The following is a 19,854-nucleotide window of genomic DNA, read 5'->3' as shown; positions in this document are numbered from 1 at the left end:
ATGTACGGGCTCGGTCACCGAGCCTCGACGGACGCGGCCCGCCCGGCGGCTCGCTCGATCCTCGCGCGGTGGGCGGCACGGGCTTTCTCGTCGATCCGCTGCTCGTATTCGGGGCGCAGCCCGGTCCGGCCGTCGAGTCCTTCGCGCAGGATGTCGGCGTGCCCGGCGTGCCGGACGGACTCGCCCAGGACATGGACCATGACGGCGAACAGGTTCGTGTCGGCGTGGGGCTCCGGCCACCACGGCACATGGCCGGGGGCGTCGAGGGGAAGCGCGGTGATCGTCGCGTCCGCGTGCTCCCACGTGCGCCGGTAGAACCCGGTGATCCGATCGCGGGTCTCGTCCTCGGCCGCCCACAGATCGCTGCCGTCGGCGTCCTGCCACCGGGGCAGCGGTTCCGGGGAAGGGCGGCCGAAGACCTCGCCGAAGTACCTGGCTTCGACGGTGGCCAGGTGTTTGACCAGGCCGAGGAGGTTGGTGCCGGTGGCGGTCAGCGGCCGGCGGGCGTCGTACTCGGACAAGCCGTCGAGTTTCCACAGCAACGCCTCGCGGTCCCGCCGAAGTCTCCCGTGCAGATGGTCTTTCGCGAACTCATCGATCATGCGGCAGGAGCCTGTCATGGGCGGCCCGTGGTCTCAAGCCGCACAGCCCTCCGGAGCCGCGCCCCGCCCGGCCGTGCGCCGGTGGGGCGGCTGCCGCGCGGCGGGGGAGTGATAGACCTGACGCATGTCCTCCGCTGACGCCGACCCGCTGCTGCCGGGCGTGGACCCGGGCGCCCCCGCCGAACGGTCCCCGGTCCACTGCCGCCTGTGCGGCCGGCCCCTGCGGGACCGGGAGGCCCGGACGTGGGGGCTGGGCCCCGAGTGCCGCGAGAAGCTGCGCCTGCGGCAGGCCCCGCGACCGCCGGTACGGGAAGTGGACCAGGACACGCTGCCCGGCGTGTGAGGGAGCGGGGCGGCGGTCCGCGCCGTCGGCTCCGCGCGGACCGGTGGCCGGGCCGATCCGTCGCCACGACCGCAACCGCGATCGCGGCCCGCAAGCGCCCGCGGCCCCGCGACCGGCCCCGCACCCGCCCGCGCCTCCGCGCCTACCGCATCAGTACCAGCCACCCCAGCAGCGCCAGCAGCCCCGCCAGGAACAGCACCAGGCCGATCGCCACCGGCGCGCCGCTTCCGCCCGTGCGGGTTCTGCGGGAGGCCCGCGCGTACTGGCGGTCGCGGCCGATGTCGCGGCGGGTCTCGCGGTCCAGGCGGCGTTCGCGTTCGTCCTCGCGGCGGCGGTCGCGGTGCAGTTCGCGGTCCAGGGAGCGGTCGGCGCGGCGTTCCTGTTCCTGGTCCCAGCGGCGGTCGCGGTCCAGGTCGCGGTGGAGTTCACGGTCCCGGCGCTGGTCCCGTTCGCGTTCGCGCCGGTCCCGGGCCGCCCGCCCTCCGCGGTCATCGTCGTTGCGGCGATAGTTTCCGCGCCCCCGCGCCATGCGATGGCCTCCCTCTTCTGGTGTCACCTCCACCGTCGCCGTACGGCTCACCCCGCCGCAAGAGGTGTTTTCGGACAGTGGCGGGCCGTCCCATCACCCCCATGAGCTGCCGTTTCACGATAATCGGACGTTTGTTCGGTGTCTGGTTTATGGTGGACCGGACGGGCAGGCAGGAGGTGCGGGATGACGACGGCGATCGGCGGCGGCTTCACACAGCTGCGCGTCGCGTCCGGGTTCTCCGCCCGGTACGGGGCCTCCCACCCCGAACGGCTCGCCGAACGCGCCGCCGAACGCGGCATGGACGCCCTCGCCCTCACCGACCGGGACACCCTCGCCGGCGCCGTCCGCTTCTCCAAGGCGTGCGGCGCGGCCGGGGTACGGGCGCTGTACGGGGTGGACCTCGCCGTTCACCCGGGCCCGGCGGACACCGCCCCGGCCGCCGCCCGCCGCCGTACCCCCGTACGGGGCGGCGCCTTCACCGACGAATCCGCGCCCCGCGCCCTCTTCCTCGCCCGGGACGGCGCCGCCGGCTGGGCCCGGCTGTGCGGGCTGGTCAGCGCCGCCCACGCCCGCGACGGGAAGCGGCCCTTCCTGGAGTGGGACGACATGGCGGACGCCGCGCACACCGACGGCCTGTTCGTGCTGCTCGGCGCCGACTCCGACGTCGCCCGCGCCCTCGCCGCCGGCCGCCCCGACCGCGCCGCCCGGCTGCTCGCCCCCTGGCGGGAACGGTTCGGGTCCGCGCTCCGGCTCGAAACCGGCGCCGCGGGCCCCGTACGGGATGCCGCCCGCACGCTGGGGTTCGCTACCGAGCAGGGCGTCGTCCCCGTACTCACCAACGCCGTCCGGTACGCCGACCCCGGCCAGGGACCGGTCGCCGACGTCCTGGACTCCGCCCGCCGCCTGGTCCCCATCGACCCGCGCGGCGCCGGGCGCGACAACGGCGAACACTGGCTCAAGGACCCCGGCACCATGGCCGACGCCGCCCTCCGCATCGCCGAGGCCGCCGGCCTGCGCCAGGACGCCGCCCACCGCCTCCTGCGGCACACCGCCGACACCGCCGCCGCCTGCCGCGTCGACCCCGAGGACGACCTGGGCATCGGCAGCGTCCACCTCCCCGAGCCGCACCTCGTCGGTGCCCACGCCCGGACCGCCGACCGCGTCCTGCGCTCCCGCTGCGCCGCCGGCATGGTCGCCCGCCGCTACGACCGGGACCGGGAGCGCTGGGAACGCCTCGACGCGGAGCTGGCCATCATCGGCGGGCTCGGCTTCGCCTCCTACTTCCTCACCGTCGCCCAGGTCGTCGACGACATCCGCGATCTCGGCATCCGCGTCACCGCCCGCGGCTCGGGCGCCGGCTCCCTGGTCAACCACCTCCTGGGCATCTCCCTGGCCGACCCGGTCGAACACGGCCTGCTCATGGAGCGCTTCCTCTCCCCGCGCCGCGCCGTCCTGCCCGACATCGACGTGGACGTCGAATCCGCCCGCCGCCTGGACGCCTACCGCGCCATCTTCGACCGCTTCGGCGAGGAACGGGTGGCGACCGTCGCCATGCCCGAGACCTACCGGGTGCGGCACGCCGTCCGCGACACCGGCCTGGCGCTGGGCATGGACCCGGCGGAGGTCGACCGCCTCGCCAAGGCGTTCCCGCACATCCGCGCCTGCGACGCCCGGGCCGCCCTCGCCGAGCTGCCCGAACTGCGCGGCATCGCCGCCGAGGAGCACGACCCGCGGCTGTGGGAACTGGTGGAGGCGCTGGACGCGCTGCCGCGCGGCGTCGCCATGCACCCCTGCGGTGTGCTGCTCTCCGACCGTTCGCTGCGCGCCCGCACCCCCGTCGTCCCCACCAGCGGCGAGGGGTTCGCCATGTCGCAGTTCGACAAGGACGACGTGGAGGACCTGGGGCTGCTCAAGCTCGATGTGCTGGGCGTGCGGATGCAGTCCGCCATGGCGTACGCGCTCACCGAGGTCGAACGCGCCACCGGCGAGCGCGTCGATCTCGACGGCGCCGTCGGTCAGGGCCCGCCGGACACGGCCACCTACGAGCTGATCCGCTCCTCCGAGACGCTCGGCTGCTTCCAGATCGAGTCCCCCGGCCAGCGCGATCTCATCGGCCGGCTCCAGCCGAGCACCTTCCACGACCTGGTGGTGGACATCTCCCTCTTCCGGCCGGGCCCGGTCGCCGCCGACATGGTGCGGCCCTTCATCGAGGCCCGGCACGGGAAGCGGCCGGCCCGCTATCCGCACCCCGATCTGGAGCCGGTGCTGCGCGAGACGTACGGGGTGGTGGTCTTCCACGAGCAGATCATCGGGATCCTGAGCACGCTGACCGGCTGCGACCGCGGCATGGCGGACGAGGGGCGGCGCGCGCTGTCCGATCCGCGGCGGCAGGGGCGGGTGCGGGCGTGGTTCGCGGAGGAGGCCCGCAAGCGGGGGTACGCGGCCGAGGTGATCGCCCGTACCTGGGAGATCGTGGAGGCGTTCGGCAGCTACGGCTTCTGCAAGGCGCACGCGGTGGCCTTCGCGGTGCCCACGTACCAGTCGGCGTGGCTGAAGGCGCACCATCCGGCGGCGTTCTACGCCGGGCTGCTGGAGCACGATCCGGGGATGTACCCGAAGCGGCTGCTGCTGGCGGACGCGCGGCGGCGCGGGGTGCCGGTGCTGCCGCTGGACGTGAACCACTCGGACGCCGGCTATCGAATCGAACTGGAGTGCGAATCAGGGGTGTTGGGGGTACGGCTCGCGCTGAGCGAGGTGCAGGGCATCACCGAGGCGGAGGCGGCACGGATCGCCGCCGGCCGCCCGTACCGCTCGCTCAGCGATCTGTACACCCGCGCCCGGCCCTCCCGCCCCACCGCCGAACGCCTCGCCCGCACCGGCGCCCTGGACGCCTTCGGCGCCGGCCGCCGCGACCTGCTGCTGCACATCGCCGAACTCCACCGCCAGCACAGCCGGCAGCGGAACGAGGGCGCCCGGCAGCTGCCCCTGGCCGACGCGGCGCGCACCGCCCCGGCCGGGCTGCCCGACCTGGACGCGGACGAACGGCTCGCCGCCGAACTGGGCGTCCTGGGCCTGGACGCCTCCGGCCACCTGATGGCCGGGCACCAGGACTTCCTGCGGGAACTGGGCGTGGTACCGGCCCGGGAGGTGCGGGACGCCGAACACGGCGCCACCGTCCTGGTCGCCGGCGCCAAGGCCGCCACCCAGACGCCGCCGATCCGCTCCGGCAAGCGCGTCATCTTCGTCACGCTCGACGACCTGACCGGACTGGTGGACCTGGCCTTCTTCGAGGACAGCCACGAGGCGAGCGCGCACACCGTCTTCCACTCCTGGCTGCTCCTGGTCCGCGGAACGGTGCAGCGGCGCGGCCCGCGCAGCTTCAGCGTGGTGGGCGAGGCCGCCTGGGACCTCGCCGAACTGGCCGGGCTGCGCCGGACGGGAGGGCTCGAAGCGGTGGCCGGACGGCTCGCCGCCCAGCCGGTGACCGGACCGCGGCCCGCGCCGCCGGGCCGGACGATCGCACCGGCCGGGGGAGGGCACGCGCTGCACCCCTGGGCCGACCTGCGCCCGGCCGGTGACGGGGCCGCCGGGGCCGGGGCGCGCAAACTGTGGCACGCCAGCCCCGGGAGCGCCGGATGACCGCCGCCCGCCGCCGCACCGCGCACCGCCACCCCGCCGCCCCGGCGCCGCCGCCCGCGCCCGGACCCGTACCCGCGCCCGATCACGGGCCCGCGGACCACCGTCCCGTACGGCCGTCCGTGGCCCGGGCCGTACTGCACATCCGCTTCCACGACCATCCCACCGAGGAGCGGTACACCGCCCTGCTCGATCTGCTGCACGGCATCAGCCCCGTCGTCCAGGCCCTGCCGCCCGACGCCGCGCTCGTCGACGTGTCCGGCGCCCGGCGGTACTTCGGCCGGGAAGCCGCCGCGCTCGCCGGACTGATCCGGGTACGCGCGCTCGCGCTGCACGGCACCGACACCACCATCGGGGTCGCCGCCAACCCGCTGCTCGCCCGGATGGCAGGACAGCAGGGCGGCGGACGCGGGGTGCACGAGGTCACCGACGCCGCCGCGTTCCTCGCGCCGCTGCCGCCCGCCGCCCTGCACGGCGTCGGCGCCGCGACCGCCCGCGCCCTCACCGACTACGGCCTGGACACCGTCGAACGGATCGTCGCCGCCCCCGCCGCCACCCTCCAGCGCATCCTCGGCGCGGCCCCCGCCCGCCGGCTGCGCGCCCTGGCCCGCGGCATCGACCCCACGCCCGTCACCCCGGCCGCCCCGCCCCGCTCCCTGCGCGCCGATCACCGCTTCCCGCACGACGAACTCGACACCGGCCACCGCCGCGCCGCCCTCCTCGCCCTCGCCGACGACCTCGGCTACCGGCTGCGCGACACCGGCCAGACCGCGCGCACCCTCACCCTGACCGTCCGCTACGCCGACCGCTCCACCACCACCCGCAGCCGTACCCTCCCCGAACCGACCGCCCACACCCCCGCCCTCGTGGCCGCCGGCTACGCCCTGCACGACGCGCTCGGCCTCCAGCGGGCCCGGGTGCGTACCCTCTCGCTGCGCGCCGACGACCTCGGTGCCGCCGAGGACGCGCACCAGCAGCTGACCCTCGATCCGCGCGACGAGCGCCGCCGGGCCGCCGAGGCGGCGGCCGACCGGGCGCGGCGGAGGTTCGGGGCGGGCGTGGTCGGACCGGCGGGCGCCGGTCAGGCGGCGGCGAGCAGATCCGCGACGAACGGGTTGCGGAAGACCCCGTCCGGGTCGCGCTCCAGCACCAGCCGCCGGAAGTCGGCGAACCGCTCGTAGGAGCCGGTGACGGTCGCCGGCGGGAGCGTGGTCACCTTCCCCCAGTGCGGGCGCGCGCCCAGCGGCAGCAGCCGCGCCTCCAGTTCGGCCACCACCGGGACCACCGCCTGGGCGTCCAGGACCCAGGTGAAGTGGAACGCCACCGAGTCCCGGCCGTGGGAGGGCGCCAGCCACTGCTCGTCGGCGGCGATGGTGCGCACCTCCGAGACCTGGAGCACCGGGGCCAGCAACTCGCCCAGTTCCCGCAGGACGGCGAACGCCTCGGGCGCGGCGGCGCGCGGCAGGAAGAGTTCGGACTGGAGTTCCGCGCCGTGACTGGGGCGGTGGCCGGGCCGGAAGTGCGGCAGCCGCTCGTGCCAGGGGCCGGGGACGCCCAGCTGCTCGGTGGAGTGCTCGGTCGGCGCGCCGGGGATCGGGTGCCACGGCGCGGTGGCGAGGGTACCGCCCTGCCAGCCGGCGCCGGGGTGGGCGGCGCTCTCCCGGTCGAGCCGCCGCTTGAGGACGACCGTTCCGCGGCCGTCGTGCCAGCGGGTGAAGGTGGACACGCTGTACGCGGCGCCGCTGAGGGCGTCGAACCGCGCCCCGTCGAGGCCGTCGAGCGGGACGTTCTCGTACACCCACTGGGCGACGTCGTAGGACGGTTCGATCTCCAGCTCCAGGGCGGTGACCACCCCGAGCGCGCCGAGCGAGACGACCGCGCCGGGGAAGACGTCCGGGTCGGCGGCGCGGTCGAGGCGGACGGTGTCGCCGCCGGGGCCTATGAGTTCGAGCGCCGTCACGGCCGAGGCCAGGCCGCGCTGGGAGTCGCCCGAGCCGTGAGTGCCGGTGGCGCAGGAGCCGGCCACCGAGATGTGCGGCAGGGAGGCGAGGTTGGCGAGCGCGAAACCGGCCGCGTGCAGGGCGGCGTTGACCTCGGCGTACCGCAGGCCGCCGCCGATGGTGACCCGGCGGCGCGCGGCGTCGATGTCGATACGGGGCGGCAGTCCGTCCACCCGGACCAGATCGCCGGGGGTGTCGGCGATGAGATTGAAGGAGTGCCCGCTGCCCAGGACCCGCAGCTGCCGCGATCCGGCGACGATGCGCCGCAATTCCCCGACGGAGGCCGGACGGTGCAGCCGCTGGGCGCCGAAGGTCACATTGCCCGCCCAGTTCCGCGCGGGAGCGTTGATCGTCACCATGCGCCCGACCGTATTACGGAATGACCGCAAAGGGCAGCTGACCGGGCAACCTTCTTCCGGCGGGCGGCGACGCACAGGTGATCACACGGATTCCGGCGCCGGGCACCGCTCCCGGTCACCGGCGCCGGACCCCCACTCCGGAAGGACGACAGATGAAGCTCCGCACGACGCTGGGCGCGCTGCTCGGTGCGGCGGCCATGGTGCTCACCGCACCCGCCGGCTACGCCGCCCCGGCCCCCGCCCCCGCCGGGACCGGCGCACCGGCCGCCGCCCGGGCCGCGCTGGCCGATCCGACGATCGTGGTCGCCCCCGACGGCGACGACGCCGCCGCCGGTACGGTGACCGCCCCGCTGCGGACCATCCAGGCCGCCGTGGAACGCGCCGAGCCGGGCGATGTCATCGCGGTGCGCGGCGGCACGTACGCCCTGACGACCAACATCCAGATCCTCACCTCCGGCACCGCCGCCGCCCCGATCACGCTCGGCCCGTACCAGGACGAGCGGGTCGTCATCGACGGCGATCTGCTGCCCGCCAGCCACACGCCGATCGGCGGCAGCATCCCGCGCCCGGAGCGCGGCGCCATCCACCAGGAGGCGTCGTGGTGGCGGATCCACGGACTGGAGCTGACCCGGGGTCCGTACGGCATCTACTGCGACGGCTGCAACGACAACCTGTTCACGAACCTGATCACCCGGGACAACTACGAGACCGGTTTCCAGCTCCAGGGCAACTCCAGCCGCAACCTGATCGAGAACCTCGACAGTTACGACAACCACGATCCGCGCAAGAACGGGGAGAGCGCGGACGGCCTGGGCATCAAGGAGGGCCGGGGCGAGGGCAACCGGGTGGTCGGCGCCCGGCTGTGGCGCAACGCCGACGACGGCTTCGACGCCTGGCTGTTCGAGTCGGCGATCACCATCGAGAACTCCCTCGCCTGGGGCAACGGCTTCAACCACTGGGACTTCCCCGACTTCGAGGGCGACGGCAACGGCTTCAAGATGGGCGGCGGCAACCCGGGCCCGGCCGCCGATCACACCCTGACCCACTCGATCGCCTTCGACAACGCGGAGGACGGCGTCACCGACAACGGCAACCCGGGGGCGCTCACCATCTCCCGCACCACCACCTTCCGCAACGGCGACACCGGCTTCCAGGTCAACCGCTCCGCCTCCACCCTGACCGCGAACCTGTCCGTCGCCGACGCCCGCGCCGTCAACCTCGGCAACTCCACCGCCGTCGGCAACTCCTGGGACCTGGGCGGCGACTGGGGCCCCGGCTCCGTCCTGTCCACCGACACGGCACTGGTCACCGGCGACCGGACGGCGGACGGCTCGCTGCTCTCCACCGACTTCCTCGTCCCGCGCGACGGCCAGCCCATCGGCGCCCGCCCGTGACCGGAAACGAGCCCGGCTGACACCGCCGCCGGACCACCAAACGGCCCCGTACGCCCGCCGGTCCGGCGGGCGTACGGGGCCGCCGCGCGTCCGGTCAGCGGTGTTCGGGGTTCTTGGCGCCGGGGCGGCAGCCGGCCTGCCACTCGGTGCGCTGGTTGCCGCGCGCCGGAACACCGCCCGCCTGTTTGAGGAGCGCCGCCAGATGCATCAGGTTCCAGGACATGAAGGAGGTGTTGCGGTTGGTGAAGTCGTTCTCCGGCCCGCCGGATCCCACATCCAGGTACGAGGGCCCCGGCCCGGCCTCCCCGACCCACCCGGCGTCCGCCTGGGGCGGGATGGTGTAGCCCAGGTGCTGGAGGCTGTAGAGGATGTTCATCGCGCAGTGCTTCACCCCGTCCTCGTTGCCGGTGATCAGCGCGCCGCCCACCCGACCGTAATAGGCGTACTGGCCCCGGTCGTTCAGCTCTGCCGAGCAGGCGTAGAGCCGTTCGATCACCTGCTTCATCACCGAGCTGTTGTCGCCCAGCCAGATCGGCCCGGCCAGTACCAGGATGTCGGCGGCCAGCACTTTCTCGTACAGCGCCGGCCACGCGTCCCGCTCCCAGCCCTGCTCGGTCATGTCCGGCCACACCCCGGTGGCGATGTCGTGGTCGATCGCCCGGATCACCTCTGTCGTCACCCCCTGGGACTCCAGCACCGAACGGCTGATGTCGATCAGTCCGCCGGTGTTGCTGACCTCGGGCGACCGTTTCAGCGTGCAGTTCATATACAGCGCACGCAGGTTGTCGTACCGCAAAGGGGTTTTATCGCTCACCCGTCCATGGGACGGGAGAGCCCCGGCCCGCGCGCAGCGGCATACCGCCACCGGCCGGGGATTCACCCGTACGCGACGGGTGAAGGTGCGCCGGATGTGCCGGGCGGCGGGTGGGCCGGGCCGTAGAGTGCCCTCCATGAGCGACGTCACGATCCGTCTCGCACAGGAGCCGGCGGCCGACGCGCTGCTGGGCCGCAGCCCGCTCGCCGCCCTGGTGGGAATGCTCCTGGACCAGCAAGTGCCGATGGAGTGGGCCTTCACCGGCCCCTACACGATCGCCACCCGGCTGGACGGCGACGATCTGGACGCCCGGCAGATCGCCGCCTACGACCCCGAGCAGTTCGCCGCGCTGCTGTCCGCCAAACCCGCCGTGCACCGCTACCCCGGCTCCATGGCCGGGCGCATCCAGCAACTGTGCCGCTTCCTGGTGCAGCGCTACGACGGGGACGCCGAGGCGGTGTGGCGGGACGCGGCCACCGGCGCCGAACTGCTGAAGCGGCTCACCGAACTGCCCGGTTTCGGCAAGCAGAAGTCCCAGATCTTCCTCGCCCTGCTCGGCAAGCAGTACGGGGTCAGGCCGCAGGGCTGGCGCGAGGCGGCCGGCGACTACGGCCCGGACGACGCCTACCGCTCGGTCGCCGACATCACCGGGCCCGAGACCCTCGCCAAGGTCCGCGCCAACAAGCAGGAGTTGAAGCAGGCGGCGAAGGCCGCCAAGGCCGCGGCGAAGAAGTGACCCCGCGGCGGTCCGGCCGCCCCGCCCCAACGGGCGGGGCGGCCGGACCGTATGACATGTGGCGCGGTGACGGAACGTCAGACGCCGAACGCCTCCGGGTAACGGATCGTTCCGGCCGGCAGCGGGCGGTCCTCGGTCAGGGCGAGCACCATGATGGCCTCGTCCGGCACCTCGAAGCCGACCCGGATCCCGAACCCCGAGGCCGGGGTGAAGCCGAACCTCGGGTAGTACTCGGGGTGTCCGAGCACCGTCACCAGCCTCTCCCCGTCCCGGGCGCGGGCCGCCTCCAGCGCCGCCCGGATCGCCGCCGCTCCCGCGCCCTGGCGCTGGAACTCCGGCCGCACCGCACACGGAGCGAGCGTGAGCACCGGCTCACCGTCCACCCAGCCCCGGGTGATCAGCGCATAGCCGGCGATCGTGCCGTCCGGCGTCTGCGCCACCACCGAGAGTTCCGGCAGCCAGGCGGACTCGTCCGCGCGCAGTGCCTCCACCAGGTCCGCCTCCAGCGGCGTCGGGAACGCCCCCAGCAGTACCTCGCGGATCGCCGCCCGGTCCGCCGCACCGGCGCTTCCGGGGCGTTCGGCTCGGGTGGTCCACATGCTCTTCTCCTCAGTGTCGGCGGGGGTCAGGACATAGCCCCGGTAGCGGTAGTCGGCGCCGTGCGCGCGGCGCACCGCGATCTCCTCGCGGGCCCCGGCGATGGCCTGAGCCATGCCGGGCCGCGCCGGATCGGCGGCGTCCGCGTGCCGGGCCAGCGGGTCGTAGTACTCCTCGAACCAGTCGCTGTCGGGGAGTTCGTGCACGCCCAGCACCCGGTAGCCGGCCGCCTCGGCGGCGGCGGTGTTCCGTTCCCCGCTGCGCAGCGCACCGGCCTGCGCCCAGAAGGCGGCTGCCCGGGGCGCCGGGGTGTCCGTCGCCCACTCGCATTCGGTGACCACCAGGACACCGCCCGGGGCCAGCAGCCGCCGCCAGGAGCGCAGCGCCGTGTCGAACCCCATCAGATACGCCGAGCCCTCGGCCCAGATCAGGTCGAAGGCACCGTCGGGGTAGGGGAGTGCGGTCATCGAGTGCCGCTCGATGCGGATCCGGTCGGACAGCCCGTGTGCGGCGGAACGTTCCCGGAGCTCGTCCAGGAACGGCCGGTGCAGATCCACGGCCGTCACCCGTGCCCCGGCCTCGGCGGCGAGCAGCAGCGCCGCCCGCCCCGGGCCGCAGCCCACGTCCAGCGTGCGGGGCCGCTCGGGCAGCGGCCCGGCCAGCGCCAGCAGCCGGCGGGTGGTGGCGTCCGAGCCGGGGCCCTGGCGGGGCAGCCCGTGGTGCAGGGCGAAGAACGCCTCGTGGAGCGCGTCGCTCACTTCTGCCGCCCTCCGTCCCGGCCGTAGACCGCCCGCAGATGCCGGCTGATGGCCTTCTGCCGCTTGACCGTCTCCTGGTGCAACTCGCCGCGCAGCCAGCTGTCGTGCCGGGCCGCCGCGCGGCGGCTCTCACGTTCCAGTTTGCGGTAGCTGGCCAGCCGCCGCTCGGGGAGTTCCCCCTCCGCGATGGCCTGCTGGACGGCGCAGCCCGGCTCGGCGGTGTGCGCGCAGTCGGCGAACCGGCAGCGCCGGGCCAGTTCCTCGATCTCCGCGAACGTTTGCTGGATCCCGGCGCCGGCGTCCTGGAGGCCGACCCCCCGCAGTCCGGGGGTGTCGATGAGCACGCCTCCCCCGGGCAGCGGCACCAGCTCGCGGCTGACGGTGGTGTGCCGGCCCTTGCCGTGCTGCTGGGCGCTGACGGCTCCGGTGCGCAGCACCTCGGCGCCCAGCAGCGCGTTGCCGAGGGTGGACTTGCCGGCGCCGGAGACGCCGAGCAGTACGACGGTGCCGGTCAGCGCGGCGCGCAGCGCGTCCATCCCGGCGCCGCTGGTGGCGGTGACGGGGACGACCTCGACGCCGGGCGCCAGGGCCTCGGCCTCCAGCCGGTCCACTTCGGGGTCCGGGCTGAGATCGGCCTTGGTGAGGGCGATCACCGGGCGGGCGCCGCTCTCCCAGGCGAGGGCGACCAGCCGTTCCAGCCGGTCCGCCGAGAGGGCGGTGGCCAGCGGCACGGTGATGACGATGGTGTCGACGTTGGCGGCCAGCGTCTGGGCCAGCGAGGTGCGGGAGGCTCCCGCGCGCACGATGGCGGTGCGGCGCGGCAGCAGCGCCTCGATGCGGGTACCGCGCAGCGCGGCCCAGTCGCCGGTGCACGGGTCGGTGACGGCGGTGGAGTCGGCGTGCAGCGGTCCGTCGGCCGTGACGACCTCGCAGCGCCCGCGGTCGACGCGGACGATACGGGCCGGGGTCAGGCCGGCGGTGCGATGTGCTGCGAATTGCTCTTCGAGGTCGGTCGTCCAGCCGAAGCGGGACAGGTCATACGCAGATGATGATGCGTGGGACAACGGTGGTAACCCTTGCGGACAAGGGGCCCCTGCGGTGTGAAAACGTGTGGAATCAGACCGGGGCCCGGGATGTGAGGGTGGTCATGGTCCGGGCGTTGCGCAGTGCAACGGTCTCGTTCGCAGCCATCAACCTCACCTCCCTCGTCTCGCCGGTGCGCGACCCACGTGTCGCGCGTCCTTGACAGCGTAGCACCGTCCGGCCGCCGGCGGTCACGCAATTATCCGGCGGGTGCGGGCGGGGCCGTGGGCGGCGGCGCGGTGCTGTGCCGGATCACCATGTGGGTGGGCACGAGCGTGGTGCCGCGCTCGGGCGCGTGCTCCTCGCGCATCTTGCGCAGGACGCCGGCCACGCAGCGCCGTCCCACCTCGGCGAAGTCCTGGTGGACGGTGGTCAGCGGCGGCGGGAAGGAGCCGGCCTCCGGTATGTCGTCGAAGCCGACGACGCTCACGTCGTGCGGCACGGAGCGGCCGGCTTCGTGCAGGGCGCGCAGCAGGCCGAGGGCCATCTGGTCGTTGGCCGCGAACACGGCGGTGCACTCCGGGTTGCGGGCGAGCAGCAGTCCGGCCCGGTAGCCGGACTCGGCGCTCCAGTCACCGGCGGCCAGGGGCGGGACCTCGCGCCCGGCCTCCTCCAGGGTGGCGCGCCAGGCGCGGGCGCGGCGCTGGGCGGCGAAGGACTCGGCGGGCCCGGAGATGTGCCACACGGTGCGGTGGCCGAGGTCCAGCAGGTGCCGCACCGCCTCGCGGGTGCCGCCGGCCTGGTCGGTGTCGACGACGCTGTAGCGGTCACCGGCGTTGGAGTCGGCGACGACGACCTGGACGTGCGGCGGCAGCGGCAGTACGCCGACGTCGGCGAGGGTGACCTCCATGATCACGATCACGGCGTCGACGGCGAGTTCGCCGAGCCGGGTGAAGGCGCCGCGCACCCCGTCCTGGGTGGGGGCGGTCACCGGGATCAGCGTGATCGCGTACCCCTCGTTCGCGGCCGAGGTGGCGATGGCTTCCAGGGTGCGGATGTTGCCGGTGGTGGCGAGGGTGAACAGGATGACGCCGATGGTGCGGAACTCGCCGCGTTTGAGGGCGCGGGCCGCGCTGTTGGGGCGGTAGCCGAGCTGCTTCATGGCGGTGAGCACCTGGGCGCGGGTCTCCTCGCCCACGCCGGGGTGGCCGTTGGAGACCCGGGAGACGGTCTGCGAGGAGACCCCGGCGAGCCGGGCGACATGGGCCATCGACACCCGCTGGGTGCGGCGCGGTGCCGGCAGGGCGGCCGGCTCCGTCGCCGGTCCCGGCTGATCCGTTGCCACCTGAGCGATCACGTTCCCCTCGTGCTCGTACCACGTGCTGCCGCACCGTCCGGGCGGATGTGAGGTGCCACATCGAGTCTTGACGGCGATCAGGGAGCAGTGTAAGCATCCAGCCATTGATGTTTACGTAAACATAATCCAACATGTTTACGTAAACATTCCGCACGACGGAACAAGGATTCGGCCATGACAACGTTGTCACCGCCCCAGGGGACGGGGCGAGCGGGGCGCTCCGGCCCCGCCCGCGTGCCCCGGAAGCAGCGCGACCGGCGCTCCTGGACCGGCTGGGGCTTCATCGGGCCGTTCATGGCCGTCTTCGCCCTGGTGTTCCTGGCGCCCATCGGCTACTCGATCTACCTCAGCCTCTTCCGCGACCAACTGGTTGGCGGCAGCACCTTCGTGGGCTTCGAGAACTACCAGCGGGCCTTCGAGGACCCGCAGTTCTGGTCGGCGCTCGGCCGGGTCAGCCTCTTCCTCGCCGTCCAGGTGCCGATCATGCTGTTCCTGGCACTGCTGGTCGCCCTCGCCCTGGACAGCGGCCGGCTCTACGGCGCCAACTTCTTCCGGATATCGATCTTCCTGCCGTACGCGGTCCCCGCCGTCGTCGCCACGATCATGTGGAGCTTCATGTACGGCTCCCGCTTCGGCCTGATCGGCAACATCAACGACGCCTTCGGGGTCTCCATCCCCGACCCGCTCTCCCCTGACCTGATCCTCGCCGCCATCGGCAACATCGTCACCTGGGAGTTCATCGGCTACAACATGCTGATCTTCTACTCGGCGCTGCGGGTCATCCCGCACTCCCTCTACGAGGCCGCCGAGATCGACGGCGCCGGACAGCTGCGGGTCATCACCGCCATCAAACTCCCCGCCATCCGCGGCGCGCTGGTCATCGCCACCATCTTCTCGATCATCGGCTCCTTCCAGCTGTTCAACGAGCCGTCCATCCTCCAGAAGCTGGCCCCCAACGCGATCACCACCTACTTCACGCCCAACCTCTACACCTACTCGCTGTCCTTCACCGGCCAGCAGCACAACTACGCCGCCACGGTCGCGATCATCATGGGCCTCTTCACCATGGTCATCGCCTACGCCGTGCAGCTGCGCGGCATGCGAAAGGAAGCGTGAGCCACGCGATGGGAACCCCGGCTTCCGCCGTACGGCTGCGCACCCCGCGCCGCCCGCGCCCCCCGCACAGCGTCAACCGGCCGCGCCGCAGCCTCACTCTGACCCTGCTCACCGGCCTGGTCCTGCTGTACTCGCTGGTGCCGCTGGTGTGGCTCTTCATCAACGCCACCAAGACCCAGGGATCGCTCTTCGACTCCTTCGGCCTGTGGTTCAGCGGCGACTTCGCGCTGTGGGACAACATCGGCAAGACCCTCAGCTACAACGACGGCGCCTTCGTACGCTGGCTGCTCAACACCCTGCTGTACGTGGTCGCCGGAGCCGGCGGCGCCACCCTGCTCGCCGTCCTCGGCGGCTACGCGCTGGCCAAGTTCACCTTCCCCGGCAAGCGCGCCGTGTTCGCCGTCATCATCGGCGCCGTCGCGGTACCGGGCACGGCCCTGGCGATCCCCACCTTCCTGATGTTCAGCCAGATGGGGCTCACCAACACCCCCTGGGCCGTCATCATCCCCTCCCTCATCTCGCCGTTCGGCCTCTACCTGATGTGGGTCTTCGCCTCCGAGGCCATCCCCACCGAACTCCTGGAGGCCGCCCGCATCGACGGCTCCAGCGAGATCGGCACCTTCTTCCGGGTCAGCCTGCCGCTGCTGGCGCCCGGCATCGTCACCGTCCTGCTGTTCACCATGGTCGCCACCTGGAACAACTACTTCCTGCCGCTGATCATGATCAAGGACCCCGACTGGTACCCGCTGACCGTCGGCCTCAACTCCTGGAAGGACCAGGCCGCCACCGCCGGCGGCGAAGCCATCTTCAACCTCGTGATCACCGGCTCCCTGCTGACGATCATCCCGCTGGTCATCGCCTTCCTGCTGCTCCAGCGGTACTGGCAGTCCGGCCTGGCCGCCGGAAGCGTCAAGGAATGACGGCGCTCCGCCCGGCCCCCCACGTCCCCCCGTCCCCGTGCAATCTGACAAAGAAGTGAGATGGACACCATGAGCAACACCACTGTGCGCCGTCTGGTGCGGACCACCGCCGTGGTCGGCGCCCTCGCCCTGGGCGTCACCGCCTGCGGCTCCTCCGACGGCGACGGCGGGGGCGGCGGGGGCGGCGCCTCCTCCGGCCTGACCCCGGCGGACGTCGAGGCGGCCCTGGAGGAGGGCGGCACCCTGACCGTGTGGTCCTGGGAGGCCACCCTGCCCGCCGCCGCCGAGGCCTTCATGGACGAACACCCCAACGTCAAGGTGAACGTCGTCAACGCCGGCACCAACAAGGACCAGTACACGGCCCTCCAGAACGCCATATCCGCCGGCTCCGGCGTCCCCGACGTGGCCCAGATCGAGTACTACGCGCTCGGTCAGTTCGTCCTCTCCGGTGCCCTCACCGAACTCGGCTCGCTCGGCGCCGATCAGCTGGACGGCACCTTCTCGCCCGGCCCCTGGAACGCGGTCCAGTCCGGCGACGGCATCTACGCGCTGCCCACCGACTCCGGCCCGATGGCGCTGTTCTACAACAAGACCGTCTTCGACGAGCACGGCATCGAGGTCCCCACCACCTGGGACGGCTACGTGGAGGCCGCGCGCGCCCTGCACGAGGCCGACCCCGGCGTCTACATCACCAACGACATCGGTGAAGGCGGCGCCGCCACCAGCATGATCTGGCAGGCCGGCGGCCGGCCCTACACCGTCGACGGCACCGACATCTCCATCGACTTCTCCGACGAGGGCTCCACCGCCTACACCGAGGTCTGGCAGCAACTGCTCGACGAGGACCTGCTGGCCCCCATCAACAGCTGGACCGACGAGTGGTACCAGGGCCTGGGCGACGGCAGCATCGCCACCCTCGCCACCGGTGCCTGGATGCCGCCCAACTTCGAGTCCGGCGTGCCCGGCGCCGCAGGTGACTGGCGCGTCGCCCCGCTCCCGCAGTGGGAGGAGGGCGCCAACGTGAGTGCCGAGAACGGCGGCAGCTCCATGGCCATCCCCAGCGCCGGCAAGAACCAGGCCCTCGCCTACGCCTTCGTCGAATACCTCAACGTCGGCGACGGCGTGCAGGTCCGCACCGACGCCGGGGCCTTCCCCGCCACCACCGCCGACCTCAACTCCGAGGAATTCCTGAACGTCGAATTCCCCTACTTCGGCGGCCAGAAGGCCAACGAGATCTTCGCCGAGTCCGCCGCCAACGTGGGCGCCGGCTGGTCGTACCTGCCGTACCAGGTCTACGCCAACTCCATCTTCAACGACACCGCCGGCCAGGCCTACATCTCGAACACCACCCTGGCCGACGGCCTGAAGGCCTGGCAGGACGCCTCCATCGCCTACGGCAAGGAACAGGGCTTCACCGTCACCGAGTGACCCCGGCGACCGGCCGCCCCCGGGCGCCGGAACCCCGGTACGGGCGCGGGCGCGCCGCATCCCGCCCGCCCGCGCCCGTACCCCGCCCCGGCCTGCCCGCCTCGCCCACCCCCCGTACACCGCAGCACCGCAGCACCCACCGCGCGCACCAAGGAGCACGATGACCCGCGCCCCCGCACCCGCCGCCGCCCACCGCTGGCCGCGCCTGCCCGGCATCGGCTACGGCGCCGACTACAACCCCGACCAGTGGCCCCGCGAGGTCTGGGACGAGGACATCGCGCTCATGCGCGAAGCCGGCGTCAACGTCGTCTCCCTGGCGATCTTCTCCTGGGCCCGCATCCAGCCCACCGAGGACACCTGGGACTTCGGCTGGCTCGACGAGATCATGGACCTGCTGCACGCCGGCGGCATCACCGTCGACCTCGCCACCGCCACCGCCTCGCCGCCGCCCTGGCTCACCGCCAAGCACCCCGAGATCCTGCCGGTCACCCGCACCGGCGAGACCCTGTGGCCCGGTGCCCGCCAGCACTGGCGCCCCACCTCGCCCGTCTTCCGCGAGCACGCGCTGCGCCTGGTGGACGCCATGGCCAAGCGGTACGCCGACCACCCCGCCCTCGTCGCCTGGCACATCTCCAACGAACTGGGCTGCCACAACCTCTACGACTACTCCGACGACGCCGCCCGCGCCTTCCGCGCCTGGCTGCGCGGCCGGTACCGGACCCTGGACGCCCTCAACCACGCCTGGGGCACCGCGTTCTGGTCCCAGCGCTACAGCGACTGGGAGCAGACCCTGCCGCCCCGGCTCGCCGCCTCCCACCCCAACCCCACCCAGCAGCTGGACTTCAAGCGCTTCTCCTCCGACGCGCTCAAGGACTACCTGCGGGCCGAGCGCGAGGTGCTGCGCGCCGTCACCCCGGACATCCCCATCACCACCAACTTCATGGTCATGGGCGAGACCCGCGGCATGAACTACGCGGACTGGGCCGCCGAGGTCGACTTCGTCTCCAACGACCACTACGTGGTGCCCTCCCCGCAGGCCCTGGACGAACTGTCCTTCTCCGCCAACCTCACCGGCAACATCTCCGGCGGCCGGCCCTGGTTCCTGATGGAGCACTCCACCAGCGCCGTCAACTGGCAGCCCGTCAACCGCGCCAAGGGCGCCGGCGAACTCGCCCGCGACGCCCTGCTGCACGTCGCGCACGGCGCCGACGCCGTCTGTTACTTCCAGTGGCGGCAGTCGGCGGCCGGCGCCGAGAAGTACCACTCCGGGATGGTGCCGCACGCCGGCCGCGACAGCGAGGTCTTCCGCTCCGTCACCACCCTCGGCCGGCGGCTGAAGGACATCGCCCCGCTGGCCGGCGCCCACCGCGCCCCCGCCCGCGCGGCGATCCTCTTCGACTGGGAGTCCTGGTGGGCCAGCGAGCAGGACTCGCACCCCACCGAACTGCTGCGCTACCGCGCCGAAGCGCTCGACTGGTACTCGGCGTTCCTCGCGCTCGGCGTCCGCGCCGACGTGGTGCCCACCGGCACCGACCTGGCCGGGTACGACCTGGTCGTCGCCCCCGTGCTGCACGTCGTCCCCGACGCCCTCGCCAAGGAACTGACCGGGTACGTGGCCGGCGGCGGCCACCTCGTCACCACCTACTTCTCCGGCATCGTCGACGAGAACGACCACGCCCACCTCGGCGGCTACCCCGGCCCGCTGCGCGACCTGCTCGGCATCCGGATCGAGGAGTTCGCCCCGCTGCTGCCCGGCGAGAGCGCCGCACTGGACGACGGCTCCACCGGCACCCTGTGGAGCGACCGCATCGAGGTCACCGACCCCGAGGGCGTCGAGGTCTGGGCCTCCTACCGCACCGGCGAACTCGCCGGCCGCCCCGCCGTCACCCGCCGCGGCCACGACACCGGCACCGGCTCGGCCGCCTACGTCTCCACCCGGCTCGGCCCCGACGGCCTCACCCCGCTCCTGGCCCGGCTGCTGGCCGCCGCCGGCGTCACGGCCGAACTGCCCGAGCCGGTACGCGGCAAGGTCGAGCTGACCGTGCGCACGCACGGGGACGACGCGTACTGGTTCCTGATCAACCGCACCGACGAGCCGGTCGACCTGACCGGCGTCGAAGGGGAACCCCTCACCGGGGAGATCACCCCGCTGCCCGCCCGCGGCGTCGCCGTCCTGCGCCGCCGCTCCTAGTCGCTCGCCGGGCGGGCCCTGAGTGGGGCCCGCCCGGCGGCACCCAGCACG

At 73.2% G+C, this 19,854-nt stretch carries 16 protein-coding genes; 9 read left to right on the top strand and 7 right to left on the bottom strand.

Features of this window, described 5'->3' with window-relative positions:
- Nucleotides 1–14: 14 nt before the first annotated feature.
- On the bottom strand, nt 15–602 hold the full coding sequence (locus BM385_RS02210; RefSeq protein ID WP_093842004.1) for a DinB family protein: 588 nt from the start codon (nt 600–602) through the stop codon (nt 15–17).
- A 124-nt stretch (nt 603–726) separates the two neighbouring features.
- On the opposite strand from BM385_RS02210, the gene BM385_RS02205 reads away from it, so the two are divergent.
- A complete protein-coding gene (locus tag BM385_RS02205) occupies nt 727–945 on the top strand; it encodes a DUF6011 domain-containing protein (protein ID WP_019432419.1) in 219 nt (72 codons plus the stop codon).
- A 142-nt stretch (nt 946–1,087) separates the two neighbouring features.
- Here BM385_RS02205 and BM385_RS02200 read toward each other — a convergent pair whose 3' ends face one another.
- Entirely contained in the window at nt 1,088–1,474 is a 387-nt protein-coding gene (locus tag BM385_RS02200; protein WP_019432418.1) for a hypothetical protein, read from the bottom strand.
- A 183-nt stretch (nt 1,475–1,657) separates the two neighbouring features.
- Between BM385_RS02200 and BM385_RS02195 the strand changes: the two genes are divergently transcribed.
- Both BM385_RS02195 and BM385_RS02190 read left to right on the top strand, forming a co-directional pair.
- Complete coding sequence (locus BM385_RS02195; protein ID WP_093842003.1) at nt 1,658–5,113, top strand: DNA polymerase III subunit alpha; 3,456 nt, start codon at nt 1,658–1,660, stop codon at nt 5,111–5,113.
- Complete coding sequence (locus BM385_RS02190; RefSeq protein WP_380980379.1) at nt 5,110–6,291, top strand: DNA polymerase Y family protein; 1,182 nt, start codon at nt 5,110–5,112, stop codon at nt 6,289–6,291. The genes BM385_RS02195 and BM385_RS02190 overlap by 4 nt, the downstream gene beginning before the upstream one ends.
- On the opposite strand, the gene BM385_RS02185 is transcribed toward BM385_RS02190, so the two are convergent.
- Complete coding sequence (locus BM385_RS02185) at nt 6,192–7,469, bottom strand: FAD-binding protein (protein WP_093842002.1); 1,278 nt, start codon at nt 7,467–7,469, stop codon at nt 6,192–6,194. The two genes, BM385_RS02190 and BM385_RS02185, sit on opposite strands and share 100 nt — an antisense overlap.
- A gap of 152 nt (nt 7,470–7,621) precedes the next feature.
- Here BM385_RS02185 and BM385_RS02180 point away from each other — a divergent pair, with 152 nt between their 5' ends.
- Nucleotides 7,622–8,863, top strand: coding sequence for a right-handed parallel beta-helix repeat-containing protein (locus tag BM385_RS02180; protein WP_093842001.1), 1,242 nt, complete (start codon nt 7,622–7,624; stop codon nt 8,861–8,863).
- Between the two features lie 94 nt (nt 8,864–8,957).
- On the opposite strand, the gene BM385_RS02175 is transcribed toward BM385_RS02180, so the two are convergent.
- Nucleotides 8,958–9,629 carry a flavodoxin family protein gene (locus BM385_RS02175; RefSeq protein ID WP_078575864.1) on the bottom strand — a complete coding sequence of 224 codons (672 nt, stop codon included), beginning with the start codon at nt 9,627–9,629 and terminating at the stop codon, nt 8,958–8,960.
- 184 nt (nt 9,630–9,813) lie between these two features.
- Between BM385_RS02175 and BM385_RS02170 the strand changes: the two genes are divergently transcribed.
- A complete protein-coding gene (locus BM385_RS02170; RefSeq protein ID WP_019432412.1) occupies nt 9,814–10,413 on the top strand; it encodes an HhH-GPD-type base excision DNA repair protein in 600 nt (199 codons plus the stop codon).
- A gap of 77 nt (nt 10,414–10,490) precedes the next feature.
- Here the strand turns inward: BM385_RS02170 and BM385_RS02165 are convergent, their stop codons facing one another.
- The 3 genes from BM385_RS02165 to BM385_RS02155 form a co-directional block, all read right to left on the bottom strand.
- Nucleotides 10,491–11,768 (bottom strand): bifunctional class I SAM-dependent methyltransferase/N-acetyltransferase, encoded by a 1,278-nt coding sequence (locus tag BM385_RS02165; protein ID WP_093842000.1) that lies wholly within the window; start codon nt 11,766–11,768, stop codon nt 10,491–10,493.
- Nucleotides 11,765–12,832 carry a ribosome small subunit-dependent GTPase A gene (gene rsgA, locus BM385_RS02160; protein ID WP_093841999.1) on the bottom strand — a complete coding sequence of 356 codons (1,068 nt, stop codon included), beginning with the start codon at nt 12,830–12,832 and terminating at the stop codon, nt 11,765–11,767. Before rsgA ends, BM385_RS02165 begins: the two co-directional genes overlap by 4 nt.
- Nucleotides 12,833–13,050: 218 nt before the next feature.
- Complete coding sequence (locus tag BM385_RS02155) at nt 13,051–14,136, bottom strand: LacI family DNA-binding transcriptional regulator (RefSeq protein ID WP_093841998.1); 1,086 nt, start codon at nt 14,134–14,136, stop codon at nt 13,051–13,053.
- Between the two features lie 186 nt (nt 14,137–14,322).
- On the opposite strand from BM385_RS02155, the gene BM385_RS02150 reads away from it, so the two are divergent.
- The 4 genes from BM385_RS02150 (at nt 14,323) to BM385_RS02135 (ending at nt 19,803) form a co-directional block, all read left to right on the top strand.
- Nucleotides 14,323–15,264, top strand: a complete 942-nt coding sequence (locus BM385_RS02150) for a carbohydrate ABC transporter permease (protein ID WP_093841997.1) — start codon at nt 14,323–14,325, stop codon at nt 15,262–15,264.
- Between the two features lie 8 nt (nt 15,265–15,272).
- Nucleotides 15,273–16,184, top strand: a complete 912-nt coding sequence (locus BM385_RS02145) for a carbohydrate ABC transporter permease (RefSeq protein ID WP_019432407.1) — start codon at nt 15,273–15,275, stop codon at nt 16,182–16,184.
- A gap of 60 nt (nt 16,185–16,244) precedes the next feature.
- Entirely contained in the window at nt 16,245–17,612 is a 1,368-nt protein-coding gene (locus BM385_RS02140) for an ABC transporter substrate-binding protein (RefSeq protein ID WP_019432406.1), read from the top strand.
- 160 nt (nt 17,613–17,772) lie between these two features.
- Nucleotides 17,773–19,803: a beta-galactosidase gene (locus tag BM385_RS02135; RefSeq protein ID WP_093841996.1), complete on the top strand. Its 2,031-nt coding sequence runs from the start codon at nt 17,773–17,775 to the stop codon at nt 19,801–19,803.
- The last annotated feature ends 51 nt before the right edge of the window (nt 19,804–19,854 follow it).

Source organism: Streptomyces harbinensis (genome assembly GCF_900116145.1).
In the GTDB taxonomy this organism is placed as follows: Bacteria; Actinomycetota; Actinomycetes; order Streptomycetales; family Streptomycetaceae; genus Streptomyces; species Streptomyces carpaticus.
This window is presented reverse-complemented; position numbering and strand designations above follow the sequence as displayed.

What these genes read in the sequence shown, in the direction of transcription:
- BM385_RS02180 (WP_093842001.1), top strand. Translation starts at nt 7,622, where the DNA reads ATGAAGCTCCGCACGACGCTGGGCGCGCTGCTCGGTGCGGCGGCCATG.
- BM385_RS02200 (WP_019432418.1), bottom strand. Translation starts at nt 1,474, where the DNA reads ATGGCGCGGGGGCGCGGAAACTATCGCCGCAACGACGATGACCGCGGA.
- BM385_RS02210 (WP_093842004.1), bottom strand. Translation starts at nt 602, where the DNA reads ATGATCGATGAGTTCGCGAAAGACCATCTGCACGGGAGACTTCGGCGG.
- BM385_RS02175 (WP_078575864.1), bottom strand. Translation starts at nt 9,629, where the DNA reads ATGAACTGCACGCTGAAACGGTCGCCCGAGGTCAGCAACACCGGCGGA.
- BM385_RS02135 (WP_093841996.1), top strand. Translation starts at nt 17,773, where the DNA reads ATGACCCGCGCCCCCGCACCCGCCGCCGCCCACCGCTGGCCGCGCCTG.
- BM385_RS02205 (WP_019432419.1), top strand. Translation starts at nt 727, where the DNA reads ATGTCCTCCGCTGACGCCGACCCGCTGCTGCCGGGCGTGGACCCGGGC.
- BM385_RS02170 (WP_019432412.1), top strand. Translation starts at nt 9,814, where the DNA reads ATGAGCGACGTCACGATCCGTCTCGCACAGGAGCCGGCGGCCGACGCG.
- BM385_RS02150 (WP_093841997.1), top strand. Translation starts at nt 14,323, where the DNA reads ATGACAACGTTGTCACCGCCCCAGGGGACGGGGCGAGCGGGGCGCTCC.
- BM385_RS02145 (WP_019432407.1), top strand. Translation starts at nt 15,273, where the DNA reads ATGGGAACCCCGGCTTCCGCCGTACGGCTGCGCACCCCGCGCCGCCCG.
- BM385_RS02140 (WP_019432406.1), top strand. Translation starts at nt 16,245, where the DNA reads ATGGACACCATGAGCAACACCACTGTGCGCCGTCTGGTGCGGACCACC.
- BM385_RS02185 (WP_093842002.1), bottom strand. Translation starts at nt 7,469, where the DNA reads ATGGTGACGATCAACGCTCCCGCGCGGAACTGGGCGGGCAATGTGACC.
- BM385_RS02195 (WP_093842003.1), top strand. Translation starts at nt 1,658, where the DNA reads ATGACGACGGCGATCGGCGGCGGCTTCACACAGCTGCGCGTCGCGTCC.
- BM385_RS02190 (WP_380980379.1), top strand. Translation starts at nt 5,110, where the DNA reads ATGACCGCCGCCCGCCGCCGCACCGCGCACCGCCACCCCGCCGCCCCG.